A 17187-nucleotide genomic window follows, 5' to 3' on the forward strand; every position below is an offset into this window, starting at 1 on the left:
TTATTGTAAAAATCAGCGCGGTTCTGTGCGTTATGGTCAGAATAAGAGTTGGCCCCTATGCCAACTATAGCTACTAAAATCTACACCAATAGATTAAAGTACCTATATAGAAAACCCTTAATTCGTTGAAGCCTATAAGCCATCACGTCTTAAGGGTTTTTGGGTGCAATGCCTGCCTACACATGAGAATGAGCAAAGCTTGATACTGCTCAATATGTAGTTGACTATATAGCGTTCATTTATCCCTACATAAAGTAAGGAATAGGCCCTAAACGGGCCTAGTGCTTAGCGACTACGAACTTCCGTGATGATCGCATCCAGTTCGGACAAGGCCAACGCCAACTCGTCTGCAGTCACGTTCAATGCAGGCATAAAACGCAGCAATTCTGGACGTGGAGCGTTCAGCAACATGCCTTGAGGCTCACGGTTACGCGCAGCCAATACGATAGCAGCACCGTCAGGACGATCCATTTTCAGTGCACGCAGCAAGCCCATACCGCGCTCGCCATTCATGCCCCATTTGTCGCTTATCGCATTCAAGCCATCGGACAGCTGCTTACTACGCGCTTGTACGGATTCCATAAAACCGGGGGCCGCCAAGGTATCAAATACTGCCAAACCAGCTGCAGCCATCACCGGATTACCACCGTAGGTACCGCCTTGTTCGCCATGCGCAAAACACGATGCGGACTCGGTTGCACACAATGCTGCCAGAGGAATACCGCCACCAATGCCTTTAGCCAAGGTCATGATGTCAGGCTCAATCTCGGAGTGCTGGTAGGCAAACATTTTGCCTGTACGGCCCATACCGGTTTGCACTTCATCCACGATCAACAGCATATTGTTTTCGCGGGTCAGTGCGCGCAGTTGCTGCATGAACTCTTTGGTAGCTGCAATCACGCCGCCTTCACCTTGTACTGGCTCCAGCATCACGGCGACGGTTTTGTCGTCTATCAGTGCTTTAACCGAGTCAATATCGTTCAGGACAGCTTTAGGGAAACCTTCCACCTGAGGCGCGAACATGGTGTCCCAACCCTCTTTACCGGATGCAGACATAGTCGCAATAGTACGGCCGTGGAAACCATGGTCAAAAGTGATGATTTTGTAGGAACCGTTACGGTTCACTTTGCCCCATTTACGGGCCAATTTGATAGCACCTTCGTTGGCTTCGCCACCACTGTTCGCAAAGAACACGCGATCAAAGCACGACGCACCAGTCAAACGCTTTGCCAACGCCATAGAAGGCTCGTTGTAAAACGCAGGAGATGGGTTCATCAATTTTTGCGCTTGCTCGTGCATCGCATCAACGATCACTTTAGGGCTGTGACCCAACGCGTTCACTGCCCAACCCTGAATCATATCCAGGTATCGTTTGCCATTATGGTCTTCCAGCCAGGAACCCTGACCTCGAACAAAAACCAGCTCCGGGCGAGCTGTAATATCCATAAGCGCCTTGGCACCGGACCGATCAAATTGCATAACGGCAAACCCTATAAGGTAAAAACGTAGTGGGTGAAATCGTGCACCCACAATGGACAAAAGCCCTTGTTTAGTTTCACGTAAACAAAGGCATTAGCGCGCACAGTAAAAGCACCATGCAAGTATGCATAATTTACCGCTACAGCGCAGAAATGCAAGAGAAACTGCGTGTTTGCCGCCTATGTGCTACGCAGACGCTACGCATGCGCCACACCACGGCCATTAAAACGAAGTTTGCTCGTCTTCCCAGCCTAACAACGACAATTGTTGCGGCGCTTCATCCCAGCGCCTTGCTTCGTCTTCGGGGACCAAATTACTGGCTTTAACCCCAAACAAACGCAACGCCGGTTTATCAAACGGCACCCGTCGTAAACACTGGCCAGCCACCGCGTGAATATCCACAGCCTCCACCACCGGCATCTCTACGCTGCGATCACGTGTGACAGTACTAAAGTCATGAAAACGTACTTTGATGCCTATGGTTTGCGCTCGCACTTTTTTGCGCCGCAAGTCGGCTTCTAGCTGTTGGCACAGCCGTTTAAACACCGCCGATAAGGTCTGCTTATCTTGGCGCACATGCAAGTTGCGCTCAAAGGTGGTTTCTCGGCTAATAGACTTGGGTTCGGGGCTAAGGTCTAGTTCGCGATCATCCTTACCTTGTGCCACACGACTTAACCACTGTGCATAACTTAAGCCAAAGTGCTGCTGTAACAGAGCAGGGGGCGTTGCCGCCAACTCACCAATAGTATGTATATCTAACTCTTGTAGCTTGATATGTGCTTTGGGCCCCACCCCGTTAATCTTGTTAACGGCCAAGGGCCAGATGCGATCCGGCACATCGTCCATACTCAAAATGGTGTAGCCGTTAGGCTTGTTTAATTCTGAGGCAATTTTAGACAGCAGCTTATTCGGTGTAATGCCGATCGAACAGGTAAGGCCGGTGGCTTCCCACACCGTATCTTTAAGACGCTGCGCCAACGTAGCGCTGTCTTCAGGTAAATGGCTCAGATCTATATAGATCTCATCTATGCCTCGGTTCTCTATACGGTCTGATATCGTTGCTACAGCAGCTTTAAACAGCGCTGAATAACGTCGGTACGCATCAAAATCCGAGGGCAGCAAATAGGCTTGTGGAGCAAGCTCTGCTGCCTTCATTAGTCCCATCGCCGAAAACACCCCAAACGCACGCGCTTCGTAGGTGGACGTAGTCACCACCCCTCTACCGGTGTAATCCCCTAGTCGAGCATAACGTCGTTCACCCGATGGTAGAGTGGTAGGAGCATCGGCACTACGCCCGCCGATCACTACCGCTTCTCCACGCAAATCCGGATAGCGCAACAATTCCACGGACGCATAAAATGCATCCATATCCAGGTGGGCTATGCGTTTTAGGCTACTCATTTTTACGGTACATCAAATAACTGGTTATTTGGTTAAGCCATAATAAACGTTGACGTTGATATATAGGCTAAGGCACTATTGCCGCATTCCATCTGTCAGCAAACTGTCAGGAGACACACCAAAAATGCGTCAAAAAATACTGATTTCCGCACTGGCCGCACTGATGTTGGCCCCCGTTGCGTTGAATGCTAAAACCTTGCGCTGGGCAAGCCAAGGCGACATTCTTACTTTAGATCCACACGCTCAAAACGAAGGCATGACCATTGCTGCCAGCAGCTATGTGTATGAGCCTTTGGTGGACTACGATAAAGATTTTAACTTGGTCCCCGGCCTAGCAGTAAGCTGGGAACAGCCAGACGCTGAAACATGGCGTCTAAAATTACGTGAAGGCGTGACCTTCCACGATGGTGCCCCCTTTACTGCCGATGATGCGAAGTTCTCGCTAGAACGCGCCATGGCCCCCACTTCTAACTACAAAGCCTATGTAAACGGCATTAAAGAAGTGAAAAAGGTAGATGACTACACCATAGACATCATCACCGACGGCCCTAACCCCATTTTGCTGCGTCAGTTAACCAACCTGTTCATCATGAACAAAGCGTGGTCTGAGAAAAACAATGCGCAGCAGCCGCAAGACTTTAACGCCAACCAAGAAACCTTCTCGGCGCGTAACACTAACGGTACCGGCCCCTACAAGCTGGAAAGCCGTGAAGTGGATATTCGTACTACCTACGTAGAAAACGAAAACTGGTGGGGCAAAGACACCAAACCGGGTAACGTCACCCGTGTGGTCTTCACGCCTATCAAACAAAACGCTACGCGTACCGCAGCATTGCTGTCCGGCGAAGTGGATTTTGTACTGGACCCACCCGCACAAGATTTGCAGCGCTTGCGTCAACAAGCCAAGATTGTAGAAGGTAACGAATACCGCACCATTTACCTAGGTTTGGATCAAAGCAGCCCAGAACTCAAATACAGTTCTATTAAAGGCAAAAACCCATTTGCCGATGCACGTGTACGTGAGGCCCTGTACGTCGCCATTGATATGGACGCGATTAAACGTGCTGTCATGCGTGGCTCATCACTGCCCACTGGCACCATGATTGCACCACAAGTGCACGGTTACGATGCTGCATTGGCTGAACGCGTACCTTACGACCTAGAACGCGCAAAAACCTTGCTGACTGAGGCAGGTTATGGGCCAAACGAGCTCAACTTTACGTTGGATTGCCCGAACAACCGTTACATCAATGATGAAGCTATCTGCCAAGCCATTGTTGGTATGTGGGCCAAAGCGGGCGTGAAAGCCTCCTTGAATACCATGCCGCGCGCCACCTACATGCCCAAAGTGCAAAACGCCGACACCAGCGCCTACATGTTCGGCTGGGGCGTACCTACCTTTGACGCGCTGTACACACTGCAAAGTCTGATTCACAGCAAAGGCGAGGGCGCAGACGGCTCCTTTAACTTTGGCGGCTACAAAAACGCTGAAGTGGATGCACTGATCGACAACATCAAGGTTGAAACTGACGACGCCAAGCGTACGGCGCAAATTCAAGAAGTGCTGAAAATTCACGCTCAAGAATTCGGTCACATTCCTCTGCATGACCAAGTGATTCCTTGGGCCATGGGCAAAAACGTGGACGTGATCCACCGTGCCGACAACCGTCTGACACCGCAATGGGTCACCATCCAATAATTGGTCTCTGACCATTATCACAGGAACTGCGCCTGACTCTTACCAAGGGTCGGGCGCAACCCGCTTATTATGCTGGTATTCATCATCCGCCGCCTCATACAGGCAGGGTTGGTCATGTTAGTGGTCAGCTTGCTGGCCTTTGTTTTATTCCGCTATATCGGTGATCCCGTCACAGCTATGCTGGGCCAAGACGCCACCGAAGCCGACCGCATTGCTTTACGCCACAGCCTAGGGCTGGATCAATCTGCCTTAGTGCAGTTTGGGCATTTTGTGTCCAACGCTGTACACGGTGAATTTGGATTGTCCTTGCGCCAAGGGCAAAGCGTTGCCGAACTACTTAAAGACCGGCTTCCCGCCACGGTAGAACTCTCTGTAGTCGCTGCCGTACTGGCATTGGTCATCGGCTTACCACTGGGCATTTATGCCGCGCTACGCCGTAACGGTTTCATTGCTCAAAGTATTCTGGCCTTTTCGCTGCTAGGCATCTCACTGCCCACCTTTTTGATTGGTATTTTGCTGATACTGGTGTTCTCGGTACAGCTAGGCTGGTTGCCCAGTTATGGGCGGGGCGACGTGGTGTATTTTGGTTGGTGGAGCAGCGGGATATTCACGTGGGATGGCATCAAACACCTGATCCTGCCCGCCATCACACTCTGTTTGTTCCAGCTCACCTTGATACTGCGCTTGGTGCGTTCAGAAATGCTGGAAGTACTGCGCAGTGACTACATTAAATTTGCCCGCGCCCGTGGCCTCAGCCAACGCGCCATACACTTTGGGCATGCACTGAAAAACACCTTAGTGCCTGTGATCACCATTACCGGCTTACAGCTGGGTGGCATCATCGCTTTTGCCATCGTCACAGAAACCGTTTTCCAATGGCCTGGCATGGGCTTGTTGTTCATCCAAGCTGTACAGTTTGCCGACGTACCCGTCATGGCCGCCTACCTGTGTTTAATTGCCTTGGTCTTTGTGATCATCAACTTGGTGGTGGACTTACTGTATTTCGCCGTAGACCCCAGATTACGCACCAGCCTTGGTAAAGCAGGGGGACACTAATCATGGATAGCTTAAAACGTTTTTGGGATAGCGATCTGGCGTGGTCATGGCGCCATTCCCCCGTCGCCATTGTGGCCAGCATCATCTTGTTTTTGCTCTTAGTGGGCTCACTGGGTGCAGGCTGGGTAGCCCCGCACGACCCCTTTGACCTCGCCAGCATAGACCTGCTTGATTCCTTGCTGCCCCCTGTGTGGGAAGCAGATGGCCAAAGCACCTACTTACTGGGTACAGACAGCCAAGGGCGCGACCTGTTTTCCGCACTGCTGTACGGCACACGCATCTCGCTGCTGATTGGCTTTGCTTCGGTCGCCTTAGCGATGGTGGTAGGCATTATCTTGGGTCTTATTGCCGGTTACGCCGGTGGCCGTGTGGATGCGCTGATTATGCGTATCGCGGACATTCAATTGTCCTTCCCCGCAATTCTGATTGCACTGCTGATTGACGGCGTAGCACGCGCCGCCGTGCCTGCCGACATGCTAGAAAGCATAGCCTTCCCGGTCTTAGTAGGCGCGATTGCCTTGGCGGGTTGGCCACAATATGCCCGTACCGTGCGTGGCTCCACCATGGTAGAAAAAAACCGCGAATACGTGCAGGCCGCAAAAGTCATTGGCGTATCCCGCAGCCGCATCATGTTTAGCCACGTACTGCCTAACGTCATGGGCCCGGTACTGGTGTTAGCCACGGTGCACTTAGCCACCGCCATTATTACCGAAGCCACCCTGTCATTCTTAGGGGTAGGGGTTCCGCCCACATCGCCCTCATTGGGCACCTTAATACGAGTGGGTAACGACTTCCTGTTTTCTGGCGAATGGTGGATCACCATTTTCCCCGGCGTGATGCTGGTACTGCTGGTGCTGTCCGTCAACCTATTGGGTGACTGGCTGCGCGACGCACTGAACCCGAGGCTGAACTAATGAGCGCTTTATTAACTGTGGATAAGCTGGCGGTAGAGTTTCCTACCCGCCGCGGCGTACTCAAAGCCTTGGATGACGTCTCGTTTCACATCAGCAAAGGCGAAATTCTGGGCGTAGTAGGCGAATCTGGTGCTGGCAAATCCCTAACCGGTGCGGCCATCATAGGCTTGCTAGAACCCCCAGGGCGCGTAAGTAGTGGTGCTATCTACCTGCACGACGAGCGCATCGATAACCTGCCAGAAAAGCAGTTGCGCAACATACGTGGCCGTCGCATCGGCGCTATCTTCCAAGACCCGCTCACCTCGCTAAACCCCTTGTACACCGTGGGCAGACAGCTGGTAGAAACCATACAAACCCACCTACCGCTGTCTAAGCATGACGCCCAAGAGCGCGCCATCAGCTTGTTAGAATCCACCGGCATTCCGGCTGCACGTGAACGTATTAACCACTACCCCCACCAGTTCTCTGGCGGCATGCGTCAACGGGTAGTGATTGCGCTGGCCTTGGCGGCCGACCCAGAACTGATCGTGGCCGATGAGCCCACCACCGCCTTGGACGTCTCCATTCAGGCGCAAATCATCGACCTGCTTAAAGAGCTGTGTAAGTCCAAAGGCACAGCGGTCATGCTCATCACCCACGACATGGGTGTCATCGCTGAAACCGCCGACCGCGTGGCAGTAATGTACGCTGGCCGCATCATAGAAATAGGCCCGGTGCGTGACATCATTCGCGAGCCATCACACCCCTATACCCGTGGGTTGATGCGCTCCATCCCTACGCTAGACAGCGGAACAGAAAGACTAGAACAAATCCCCGGTAGCATGCCGCGCTTAAACGCCATCCCTACCGGCTGTGCCTTCCACCCGCGCTGTAGCGCGGCCATGCCAGTCTGTACCCAGAAACGCCCAGAATTACAGCAGCACGAACAAGGCCAAGTCGCCTGTTGGCTGCATCACGCCCCAGTTGAGGAGCCAGTAGCATGAGTACTGCGCCACTATTAGAAGTGCGTGATGCCGCACGTTGGTTTGACGTCTCCCCATCGTGGTTGGAACGTACCCTCTACCGCAAACCCAAAGTCATGCTGCGCGCCGTAGACGGCGTCTCCTTCACCCTAAACCGTGGAGAAACCTTGGCATTGGTGGGTGAGTCCGGCTGTGGAAAATCCACCGTCGCACGGCTATTGGCAGGCTTATATCCGCTTACACGTGGCTCAATTAGCTTTGAAGGGGCAGAACTCAGCAGCATGAACGCCGCGCAACAACACGCGCTGCGCAAACGCCTGCAAATGATCTTCCAAGACCCCTACGCCAGCCTCAACCCGCGCTGGCGCGTAGGTCGTATCATTGCTGAGCCGCTCAAAACACATACCCAGCTCAGCAAAACCGAACAACAAAAGCGCGTAGGGGAGTTGTTGGAACAAGTAGGCCTAAGCGCCGCCGACCAACACCGTTATCCACACCAGTTTTCAGGTGGACAGCGCCAGCGTATCTCTATCGCACGCGCCTTGGCATTGAAACCAGACTTCATCGTCTGTGACGAGCCTACATCCGCCTTGGACGTATCTGTACAAGCGCAGGTGTTGAACCTGATGAAAGACCTACAGCGCGAGCTGGGTCTAAGCTACCTATTCATCTCGCACAACTTGGCCGTCGTGCACCATGTCGCTGATCGCGTAGGTGTGATGTACTTAGGGCGTATCGTCGAAATTGCCGAACGTGATGCGCTGTTTAACAACCCACAGCACCCGTACACACGTATGTTGTTGGGGGCGATTCCAGATATGAGTGGCAGTGGCAAAGCGCGTACGCCGGTGGCTGGTGAAGTACCTAACCCGCTAAACCCACCCTCAGGCTGTACCTTCCACCCTCGCTGCCCGCTGGCAAATGAGCGCTGTAAGCGTGAGGCACCGGCGTTGGTGAGTTATGAGGGAGGGACGCAGGTGGCTTGTCATGCGGTGGATGAGGGGCGGAGTGAGGGCAGAAAAGACTGATACAAGAACAGTATACTTTTGATAAAGAGGATAGGTAGATAGCTCTCTTCTGTTCCATACATATTGATTACTTTAGATCCATTAGTTTTGCCTTCTAGCCTTGATGCGATATGAACAACACACAAAAAAAAGAGGGGTCTGATGTACTTCAGGCATCAACAGATGTAGGCAGTTGTATCGTGTCAGAAAGTACATTGCCGGAGGCTGTTCATATTCCTCTGAAAATAGCCAATCGTGCCCTACGCGATATTAAGTCTATTCTGCGACAAATTCGTAGATTTACGAACATGCCATTCGAAGAATTGAAGGCATATCTACAAGCACACCCCAGAGACACTTTTTGTGAAATCCCCCACCCAAATGGAGGACATCTCTACTGCGGCAGAATTGGCTGGACAAAACTTGGAGCACTTACAGAGTTATGTCTTAACTTAGATCCTAGGTTGCGCCGACGAATCCGCCATAACCAGGCATTAAAGGCCGTCATCGACTCCTTTGTAAGTCTGTTCTCGCAAACCTCCTGCGCTCTTAATGAGGTCAGTGCAGGACAGCTTCTTCAGGACTCATTACGTAAATTAAGACTATCACTTGTTGTAACTGAACACTACGTACCATGTGTCCTGTTTCCCGATGGTCCCCTCTCTGAGTTTAGTATCGGTCCTGTTACATTCACCAGACGACGTCAGTTTTTCAAAAATAAAAAAGCAGAATTCCGACGAAGTGCTGAAATGAATACAGCAGCCCACATAGAGTTTATTAATGCAAAGGTTGCGCAAGGGTTCCCACGAGATCGAATGCTCAATAAAAAAGAGTCCCGAAGGTTAGTCCGCAATCTTCAAGCGCGCTCCATCAGGATTTATAGGGACTATCCGTGGGTTGCAAGCGTGAAAGTGATAGATTGTGATAGCGAGACCTCTAAAGCACACGCTCTAGAATCTGTGAACATGGCTCTCAACGTCATCCGTGTACTTTTAGGAGCAGATGCAACCCGCAAGCTTAGATCAGCATGGTCACAGAGTAATACTCTAAAGAAAGCTCATCTACACGCCGACTCCAATGGAATAATCTCATCTAGCCTTAGCAGTGAAAGCGATGCTCCAGTTGGTGTGATCAATTGGGATAAGGCACTCCACCGAGCTAATTGGGAACTTGCTATTTTAGGTTCTGCTTTAAATTCCATCGTTGATCCCAAAGAGATTTCCCCCCTAAGCCAGCGACTACTCGATGCGGTCCATTGGTATGGCGATGCTGTCATGGACTCAAATCCACCAGCGAGCATTATCAAATATATAACTGTAATCGAACGACTATTCTTTGGTGCTTATAACCAAGGGCATACAAAAAATTTTGCTCTCCGCGTTAGTAGCGTATTAGATGCTTTCGACTGTAATTCTGACAATCGTGCCCAGGAGCATGCCACAACCATATATCAAGCACGTTCAAGCTTATTGCATGGTGCAGGCTCACCTACACTCGACGCCTCATACGAACATCTACGTGTTGCTGCCGAGTTGAGTAGGTTGTGTATCTTGTGTTCAGCCCAAATATACCCAATGATGTCTAGCGCGTTCGATAACCCTGATCCCGCAAAGCTAGAAGAAACAATGAAACGTATTTGTAATGAAGGAACTGACTGGTTAGCAGAAGCCGCAGGCTATAACAAACGGTGATAGCTAAACACTCTGGCTACAAAACCCTGTACCCTTCTATTTGCTATACCTCGACCAGCTTTCCATCACCCCCCCACAACCCTAACCTTAGGCTGCTCCGCACACTCCTCGCACACCACCGACACGTTCAGCCTATACATCTCCAGCTTCACACCCTGATCTGCACACGCTTGCTCCACCGCACGTAATATCCGTTTGTCGTCCATGGATTGTTTTTTGCCGCAGGTGACGCAACCCATACTCCCCACTGGCTGTTCATCCTGCATGGAATACAGCAACTTCCTGCCTTGCTCCATATGTGCGTAGATCACGCCGGCATCGTGCAAGTGCTTCAAGGTGCCGTACACCGTCCCTAAACTAAGCGGTGTGTTGTGGTGCTGTAGTTGGTTGAAGATTTCTTCTACGGTCATGGCTTCTTTCTGCTCGTGCAGCACATTCAGTACCGCCAACCGCGCCAGTGTCATGCGTATACCTGCTTGGCGCAACAAACCAGCGCCCACACTGTGTGTCATTAATACGTTCGTCATGTGTTACTCCCTTGCCAAAGTAAGGAAGAATCTATGTCTTCCAAGGAACCTACTCCGCTTAGCACCATGCTGCTTTCTAGTTCGGTGCGTAGTAGGTGCAATATGTGTGCGACGCCTGTAGCGCCTGCGACCGCCAACCCGTGCAATACAGGCCGCCCAATCAATACCGCTTTGGCACCTAAGGCCAAGGCTTTTAGTACGTCTGTGCCACGCTGTATGCCGCCATCTACCAACACCGGTACGTGGGGACCAACGGCGGCTACCACTAGCGGCAATACCTCTAAGGTGGCGGGCACGCTGTCTAGTACCCGCCCACCGTGGTTAGACACAATCACACCCGCCGCCCCCGCTTGCACGGCTAGCTGTGCATCAGCCGGATGCAAGATGCCTTTTACCAGTACGGGTAGGGTGGTCTGTTTAACTAACCATGCCACGTCATCCCAATTCGCCATTTGAGTGACAAGGGGATGCTGAAATAAAGACTGCCCAGCTTCTAATACGCCGGGTGTTTGCAACTTGTCTGCATAGGGCAGCAAGTTCACAGGCTTGATGCTCGCAGGCAGACTAAAGCCAGATCGTTGTTCGGCATTACGGTTGCCTTGTATGGGCGCATCTACCGTCATCACAATGGCTTCGTAACCGGCCGCCTCAGCACGACGCAATAAGGCCAAATTGACGTCTTTATCGGCCTGCCAATACAACTGAAACCAACGTGGGCTGGGTGCAGCAGCGGCTACATCTTCTAAACTTACACTAGCTTGAGTGCTGACCACGTACACAGCTTGCAAGGCTGCCGCGGCAATAGCGGTCGCGCGTTCAGCATCAGCATGCGCTAAAGCATGAAAAGCCGTGGGCGCGATGAAAATAGGGTGTGCATAACGTTTACCGAATAACTCCAGTTCAGTGTTGCCCTCGGTAATACGGCGCAATACACGCGGCCATAGCATTCGCTGCTCAAAGGCTGCCGCATTACGGCGTTGGGTGATGCCATCCGCCGCCCCCGCGTTCACATACGCCCACGTCGCCGCCGGCAGTAGCTCGCTGGCACGTTGTGCGTAATCGGCCAAACAGCTTAGCCCTTGTAGGGATGCCTCGGCTTGGCTCATGTCTCTCCCCATTGGCGTATAAGGTTGTGATACACGCCAGATAAGCGTGTGACTTCATCCACCGAATCACCACGGCTCGCCAACTGCTGCACCACGTTATCCAATTCGTATAAGGACTGACGTGCGCTGTCTTCGCGCACCATGCTTTGTGTCCAGAAAAAGGCCGCAAGGCGCTCGCCCTGCGTGACCGGACAGACTCTATGCAAGCTGGTGCCGGGGTACACCACAGCATGGCCAGCGGGTAGTTTGACGCGCTGTGTGCCGTAGTTGTCTTGAATTTCTAGCTCACCACCTTCGTAGCTATCTGGGTCACTAAAGAATACGGTGGTGGAAATGTCTGTACGTATACGCTCGCCCGTTTGTGGGTGCACGCGTATGGCGTTATCAATATGAAACCCGTAAGCGCCCCCGCCTTGGTAACTGTTAAACATAGGCGGCAGTATTTTCAGGGGCAGGGCAAAGGACACAAATTTAGGCAACGAGGACAAGCGTTGCAACACCGCTTGGGCAAGTTCTATTGCCACGGGGTCTTGCACATTTAATTGCTCATTACTTTTTTGCTGTACCGCGATATAGCCTGCGGTTGCACGGCCATCTTGCCAAGATGCCTGCGCCAGCCGTTCACGTATGGCGTGGCACTCTTCTGCACTGAAAACTTCGGGAATCACCAGAATCATCTGTTTCTCCTAATGTGCCAGCAACAGAGCCGTCGCGAACAGGCTCTGTTGCTGTCCTATGGCTTACTCCCAGCGATAGGTGGCACTGAACATATAAGAACGTCCGGGAGCGACGTTTGCAAACACCCCTACGTGCGATGCATCATACAGCGCATTGTTAGACAGGTTATTGGCGTTGAACTGCAAGGACAAACTCTTACTTACGTCGTACTGCAACATAGCGTCGTAACGCAGGTAGCTAGGCAGTTCCAATGTGTTGGCATCGTCTACATAGCGTTTGCCCAAGTAGGTCACACCGCCACCCAAGGTCAGCTCAGGCAAGATCTTGTAAGTTGTCCACAAGCTGGCGCTGTTACGAGCAATAAACTTGGTTTGGTTGCCGTCATACACGCTGTTACCACTGCGGTATTTTTTGATCTTAGGTGCTAAGTAGGTGTAACCCGCCCACACATTCCAACGTGGAGTAATTGCACCGGATGCACCCAGTTCAATACCACGTACACGGTTGCTACCGTTTAGCGTGACATCACCGGTTAATGGATCAGTAGAACGCGCATCGGTTTTGTGGGTTTCAAAGTACGCACCAGTCAGTGACAAGCGTTCATCGAACACATCCCACTTAGTACCGATTTCCCAGCTGTAGCTTTTCTCGGGTTTCATATCGCGCACGGTAGCTGAACCACCCACGCCATCCGCACCACCACCTTGGCCTAAGTTCTCACCAGCAGGGTTGGAGGACGTTGCATACGACACGTAGATACTGCCGTTTTCAGCGGGTTTATACACAGCACCCAACTGATAGTTCCAGAAGTCATCTTTACGCTTCATCTTCATGTTATCCACAGTGAAGCTTTCACGACGCAAGCCCAAGTTCAGCAAGAACTGTTCGCTAAGTGCAATCGTGTCCATGAAGTAGATGGAGCGTGTTTTGATGTAACCGTCTTGGGTTTTATCGCCGTAATTCAGCGTGAAGTTATACGGTTTATTAGGATTAGGATTCCACAATGAACCGGTATCAGTAGCTGGCAAGCCCGTCACCGCACGGCTATAGACTTTCTCGTAGGTGAACTCCACACCAGCACTATACGAGTGCTTCATGAAACCTGTGTTGAAGGTACCGTACAAGTCGGTTTGGTTCTGCACGGCAGTGTTATAACGCCAGCGAGCACGGTTATCGCGTTTGAACTGCGCATCAGGGCCTTCGGTAGAGCATGGTGGGCCAGAAGTGGCCGTGCAATTATCGAAGCTTGGACGCGTCATCAAATAATTATTCAGCGCCTCAGAGTGACGAGTGATATTGCGGAAGTGAGTCTGATCCGAGAAATCATGCTCAAACAACATCGTCGTGGTTTTCATGGTGTTCTCGCGGAAGTCCGCGTTCATACGACCATAAAAGTTCTCTCTGTCCACATTCGGTGGAGTATCGCGATCATTGGCTTTGTTCGCAAACGGAATACCCAAGTCTGGCGTATCTTTGTTTTTCAACTCAGAATACGACAGCGTCAGGCGGGTAGGTGTACCCAAACCAAACGCGATAGAAGGCGCCACACCCCAACGGTCAATCTCTGGGCCATCACGGCCAGGCACATCACCGCCCATTTTCATCACGTTCAAACGGATGGCAACGGCATCACCAATAGGCATGTTGGCATCTGCCGTGGTGCGCCACTGGCTGGAATTACCAAAGCCTGCACTCAATTCTACAAATGGCTCTAAGCGCGGGGCTTTAGTGGTCAAGTTGATGCTACCACCGGTACCGCCACGGCCTGTGTAGGCAGAGCTAGGCCCTTTGATGATCTCTACCGCTTCCAAGTTAAAGGTTTCATGTGAGCCACGAGCGTAGTCACGCAAACCATCAATGAAAATGTCGGTACTGGCTTCGTAGCCGCGAATGAATGGACGGTCACCCACTGGGGTACCACCTTCACCCGAACCCAATGTCACCCCAGGTGTAGTACGCAGCACGTCTTGCAACGAGGTGGCACCACGGTCTTTCATTTGCTGCTCGGTGATGATGTTCACCGTGCGAGGGGTATCCAATAAGGGGGCGGTAAATTTAGGGCTAGAAAGTGAGCTAGGCGTTTGGTAAGTATCGTTAGGTACTTCACCCATCACTCGAATTTCTTTAAGAACAGTGGCTTCGGCTGCAGTAGCATTATTTTCTTCTGCTTGTACTGGCGACATGGCGACCATTGCGCCTGCCAACACTACCGTACCAAATGCCGGCTTGAAACTGTCCATGGACAAAACGGTTGTCCCCTCCAACGCCTTGTCCTGCTGCGCTGACGCGTAATTGCTTAACACGTACCTCTCTCCTGAAATAAAAAAGGGCCAAGCTTTACAGCCGAGGTGTTGCCCCTAGTAAAAGCCCGCCAGTCAAAACAAATGAGACTTGTTCTTATTTCAGAATAAAGAGTGGAACGTGAAGTTTTCGTCAATAAAACCCCAACGCACAATAAAACAAACAATAATCAATCTTATTTATAATTCGATGATAATTTCACGCTGACTCTGCTACCCTAAATATCTGCGCCTGCCTGAAGCGTCTTCAGAGTGCCGCTTGAAGATCATCCTCATGACTGAGAAACAAAACCCTATCCCCTACACCGTCCTGATCGTCGAAGACGAAACAGTCATTGCCGAGAACATTCTGCTAACACTAGAGGCCGAAGGCTTTACTGCCGACATCTCTAGAGACGCGCCGTCGGCATTGCATCGCCTAGAGCAAGGCAACTACGATCTGGTGCTACTGGATATAGGTTTGCCCGGTATGGATGGTTTGAGCATGCTGCAAAAAATGCGCCGCAAACTCAGTCTATCTACGCCCGTACTCTTACTCACAGCTAGGGCGACACTGGAAGACAAACTGCAAGGCTTCGCCTGCGGTGCAGACGACTACCTCACCAAGCCCTTTGCACTAGAAGAAGTTGTCGTGCGCGCCCAAGCGCTCATACGTCGCTCACGACAGCTGTGCGATACCGCTTTCTCGCTGCAATACGGCCCGCTGTGTTACGTGGTCGCCGACAAAAGCCTCAGCATTAATGGCGAAACCATTAAACTGCCGCGCAAATGCCTAATGATTTTAGAAATGCTAATGCGCTATTCTGGCCGCATCGTACCTAGGCAAAAACTGGAAGAGTACTTGTGGCAAGGGGAACCCCCTTCCTCGGAAGCGCTACGTAGTCAATTGCACTTATTGCGCAAAACCCTGCAGCAGCATCAGTACGAAGGTATTGAAACCGTGCATGGCATAGGTTGGCGACTCACGTTGGATACACCATGAAGCTACGTCGCTCGCTGTCTGGACGCATCACCTTAGTTCTCACTCTGTTAATTTTTCTGGCGGTCAGCCTATCAGCGGTAGTGACCTATGCGATCTACACCACGCTAGAAGAAAACATGCTGGATACCTTGGTGCAAACCGAGTCTAAGCGCATTGCGGTGCGGGTATCCCGCTTTGGCGACCACTGGCAACAGCCGTTCGAGCGCGACATGGGGCCGTCCATGTATGCCTGGGGTGAAACCGACACCTTACTCGCCCCCAGCATGCCAGAAGAACTACGTGAGCTACCTTTAGGCCTGCACTATATAGATAAGGGCAACACGGGTTGGCACGTGCAAGTGGCCGATGTGATGGATGGCCGTCTTTATGTGTTGTATGACTCTGTAGTCTTGGTAGAACAATCACGCCATTTTGCATTGGCCTTGGCAGGGATTGTGCTGTTTTGCACCTTGCTAGCTCTATTCTTCAGTAAAGCTATCGCCCGTTGGTTAGTCACCCCTATTAACACCATGACGGAACGGCTGACACGCTGGTTACCCAGTGACTATAAAAGTGCTATTCCCCATACCGACGAAGAAGCCCGGTTAATGGAGATTTTTAACCGTGCGCAAGATCAGGTAGACGCCACCATTGCCAACCAGCGTGAATTCACCGCTAACCTGCATCATGAGATTCGTACACCCTTAAGCATTATTCGCAGTGATGCAGAATTAATGTTGCGCCATCAGATGGTGAATGAATCTGAGCGTCCACGACTGCAACGCATTGTGCATGCGGTGCAAGACATCAAGCAATCACTAGAAAGCACTTACAGCCTTTGCCATGCGGGCGATACCGAAACCCGTGCCGAGATATCTCTGTATGACTGCGTACAAGACGCCATAGAAGGGCAAAACCAAGACGCTGAAAACGCGAAGCTGGTGATTAAAAATCAGGTGGACACAGCACAGCGCCCATCGCTGAACCAGCATGCCTTAATGACCGTCATACGCAATATTTTGCGTAACGCCATTGCTCACGCTGCTCCTGCGACATTAACGGTCACTTCTCTAGAGAACGGCCTACAGTTCACGGATGATGGCCCAGGTATCGCGGCAGACGAACTTTCGTCAATCTTTGAGCGCTATTTCAGCCATAGACGTACAGACCAACTCGTTGACCCACAAACTGCCGTAGCGTCTAACACCGGCAGCGAACTGGAACATCAAGCAGGCTTAGGGCTTGCCATTGCAAAACGGGTTTGCCACATGCAATCGTGGCAATTAGAAGTGACTTCCCCTGTTTCAGACGGCCACGGCGCATGTTTTACCTTGCGTTTTCACCACCAACCACATAATCCTGCCTAAAAATCGTGGAGAACCAGCAAGGCCGTCACCATTAGGCCC

At 51.5% G+C, this 17187-nt stretch carries 14 protein-coding genes; 8 read left to right on the forward strand and 6 right to left on the reverse strand.

The genetic code is table 11. From position 1 onward, the window contains the following. Positions 1–285: 285 nt before the first annotated feature. Positions 286–1479, reverse strand: a complete 1194-nt coding sequence (locus tag ACLO87_RS14055; protein ID WP_430224035.1) for an acetylornithine transaminase — start codon at positions 1477–1479, stop codon at positions 286–288. 222 nt (positions 1480–1701) lie between these two features. Next, positions 1702–2880, reverse strand: a complete 1179-nt coding sequence (dinB, locus tag ACLO87_RS14060; protein WP_430224036.1) for a DNA polymerase IV — start codon at positions 2878–2880, stop codon at positions 1702–1704. 124 nt (positions 2881–3004) lie between these two features. Here dinB and ACLO87_RS14065 point away from each other — a divergent pair, with 124 nt between their 5' ends. The 6 genes from ACLO87_RS14065 (at position 3005) to ACLO87_RS14090 (ending at position 10209) form a co-directional block, all read left to right on the forward strand. Beyond that, positions 3005–4579: an ABC transporter substrate-binding protein gene (locus ACLO87_RS14065; RefSeq protein ID WP_430224037.1), complete on the forward strand. Its 1575-nt coding sequence runs from the start codon at positions 3005–3007 to the stop codon at positions 4577–4579. A 69-nt stretch (positions 4580–4648) separates the two neighbouring features. After that, positions 4649–5635, forward strand: a complete 987-nt coding sequence (locus tag ACLO87_RS14070) for an ABC transporter permease (RefSeq protein WP_430224038.1) — start codon at positions 4649–4651, stop codon at positions 5633–5635. Positions 5636–5637: 2 nt separating this feature from the next. Continuing rightward, positions 5638–6549 carry an ABC transporter permease gene (locus ACLO87_RS14075; protein ID WP_168246915.1) on the forward strand — a complete coding sequence of 304 codons (912 nt, stop codon included), beginning with the start codon at positions 5638–5640 and terminating at the stop codon, positions 6547–6549. Continuing rightward, positions 6549–7532: an ABC transporter ATP-binding protein gene (locus ACLO87_RS14080; protein ID WP_430224040.1), complete on the forward strand. Its 984-nt coding sequence runs from the start codon at positions 6549–6551 to the stop codon at positions 7530–7532. The genes ACLO87_RS14075 and ACLO87_RS14080 overlap by 1 nt, the downstream gene beginning before the upstream one ends. Continuing rightward, positions 7529–8539 carry an ABC transporter ATP-binding protein gene (locus tag ACLO87_RS14085; RefSeq protein WP_430224041.1) on the forward strand — a complete coding sequence of 337 codons (1011 nt, stop codon included), beginning with the start codon at positions 7529–7531 and terminating at the stop codon, positions 8537–8539. The genes ACLO87_RS14080 and ACLO87_RS14085 overlap by 4 nt, the downstream gene beginning before the upstream one ends. A gap of 110 nt (positions 8540–8649) precedes the next feature. Next, complete coding sequence (locus tag ACLO87_RS14090) at positions 8650–10209, forward strand: hypothetical protein (RefSeq protein WP_430224042.1); 1560 nt, start codon at positions 8650–8652, stop codon at positions 10207–10209. A 65-nt stretch (positions 10210–10274) separates the two neighbouring features. Here the strand turns inward: ACLO87_RS14090 and ACLO87_RS14095 are convergent, their stop codons facing one another. The 4 genes from ACLO87_RS14095 to ACLO87_RS14110 form a co-directional block, all read right to left on the reverse strand. Continuing rightward, a complete protein-coding gene (locus tag ACLO87_RS14095) occupies positions 10275–10736 on the reverse strand; it encodes a Fur family transcriptional regulator (protein ID WP_430224043.1) in 462 nt (153 codons plus the stop codon). Next, complete coding sequence (locus tag ACLO87_RS14100) at positions 10733–11842, reverse strand: alpha-hydroxy acid oxidase (protein WP_430224044.1); 1110 nt, start codon at positions 11840–11842, stop codon at positions 10733–10735. The genes ACLO87_RS14095 and ACLO87_RS14100 overlap by 4 nt, the downstream gene beginning before the upstream one ends. Continuing rightward, complete coding sequence (locus ACLO87_RS14105; protein WP_430224045.1) at positions 11839–12519, reverse strand: Fe2+-dependent dioxygenase; 681 nt, start codon at positions 12517–12519, stop codon at positions 11839–11841. Before ACLO87_RS14105 ends, ACLO87_RS14100 begins: the two co-directional genes overlap by 4 nt. Positions 12520–12582: 63 nt before the next feature. Further along, positions 12583–14823: a TonB-dependent receptor gene (locus ACLO87_RS14110; protein WP_430224046.1), complete on the reverse strand. Its 2241-nt coding sequence runs from the start codon at positions 14821–14823 to the stop codon at positions 12583–12585. A 271-nt stretch (positions 14824–15094) separates the two neighbouring features. Between ACLO87_RS14110 and ACLO87_RS14115 the strand changes: the two genes are divergently transcribed. Beyond that, on the forward strand, positions 15095–15802 hold the full coding sequence (locus tag ACLO87_RS14115; protein WP_135862388.1) for a response regulator transcription factor: 708 nt from the start codon (positions 15095–15097) through the stop codon (positions 15800–15802). After that, a complete protein-coding gene (locus ACLO87_RS14120) occupies positions 15799–17148 on the forward strand; it encodes a sensor histidine kinase (RefSeq protein ID WP_430224047.1) in 1350 nt (449 codons plus the stop codon). Before ACLO87_RS14115 ends, ACLO87_RS14120 begins: the two co-directional genes overlap by 4 nt. Positions 17149–17187: the final 39 nt, after the last annotated feature.

The organism is Paenalcaligenes sp. Me52 (genome assembly GCF_050487965.1).
Classification (GTDB): domain Bacteria; phylum Pseudomonadota; class Gammaproteobacteria; order Burkholderiales; family Burkholderiaceae_B; genus Paenalcaligenes.

What these genes read in the sequence shown, in the direction of transcription:
- ACLO87_RS14080 (WP_430224040.1), top strand. Translation starts at nt 6,549, where the DNA reads ATGAGCGCTTTATTAACTGTGGATAAGCTGGCGGTAGAGTTTCCTACC.
- ACLO87_RS14065 (WP_430224037.1), top strand. Translation starts at nt 3,005, where the DNA reads ATGCGTCAAAAAATACTGATTTCCGCACTGGCCGCACTGATGTTGGCC.
- ACLO87_RS14115 (WP_135862388.1), top strand. Translation starts at nt 15,095, where the DNA reads ATGACTGAGAAACAAAACCCTATCCCCTACACCGTCCTGATCGTCGAA.
- ACLO87_RS14105 (WP_430224045.1), bottom strand. Translation starts at nt 12,519, where the DNA reads ATGATTCTGGTGATTCCCGAAGTTTTCAGTGCAGAAGAGTGCCACGCC.
- ACLO87_RS14090 (WP_430224042.1), top strand. Translation starts at nt 8,650, where the DNA reads ATGAACAACACACAAAAAAAAGAGGGGTCTGATGTACTTCAGGCATCA.
- ACLO87_RS14085 (WP_430224041.1), top strand. Translation starts at nt 7,529, where the DNA reads ATGAGTACTGCGCCACTATTAGAAGTGCGTGATGCCGCACGTTGGTTT.
- ACLO87_RS14100 (WP_430224044.1), bottom strand. Translation starts at nt 11,842, where the DNA reads ATGAGCCAAGCCGAGGCATCCCTACAAGGGCTAAGCTGTTTGGCCGAT.
- ACLO87_RS14075 (WP_168246915.1), top strand. Translation starts at nt 5,638, where the DNA reads ATGGATAGCTTAAAACGTTTTTGGGATAGCGATCTGGCGTGGTCATGG.
- dinB (WP_430224036.1), bottom strand. Translation starts at nt 2,880, where the DNA reads ATGAGTAGCCTAAAACGCATAGCCCACCTGGATATGGATGCATTTTAT.
- ACLO87_RS14120 (WP_430224047.1), top strand. Translation starts at nt 15,799, where the DNA reads ATGAAGCTACGTCGCTCGCTGTCTGGACGCATCACCTTAGTTCTCACT.
- ACLO87_RS14095 (WP_430224043.1), bottom strand. Translation starts at nt 10,736, where the DNA reads ATGACGAACGTATTAATGACACACAGTGTGGGCGCTGGTTTGTTGCGC.
- ACLO87_RS14055 (WP_430224035.1), bottom strand. Translation starts at nt 1,479, where the DNA reads ATGCAATTTGATCGGTCCGGTGCCAAGGCGCTTATGGATATTACAGCT.
- ACLO87_RS14070 (WP_430224038.1), top strand. Translation starts at nt 4,649, where the DNA reads ATGCTGGTATTCATCATCCGCCGCCTCATACAGGCAGGGTTGGTCATG.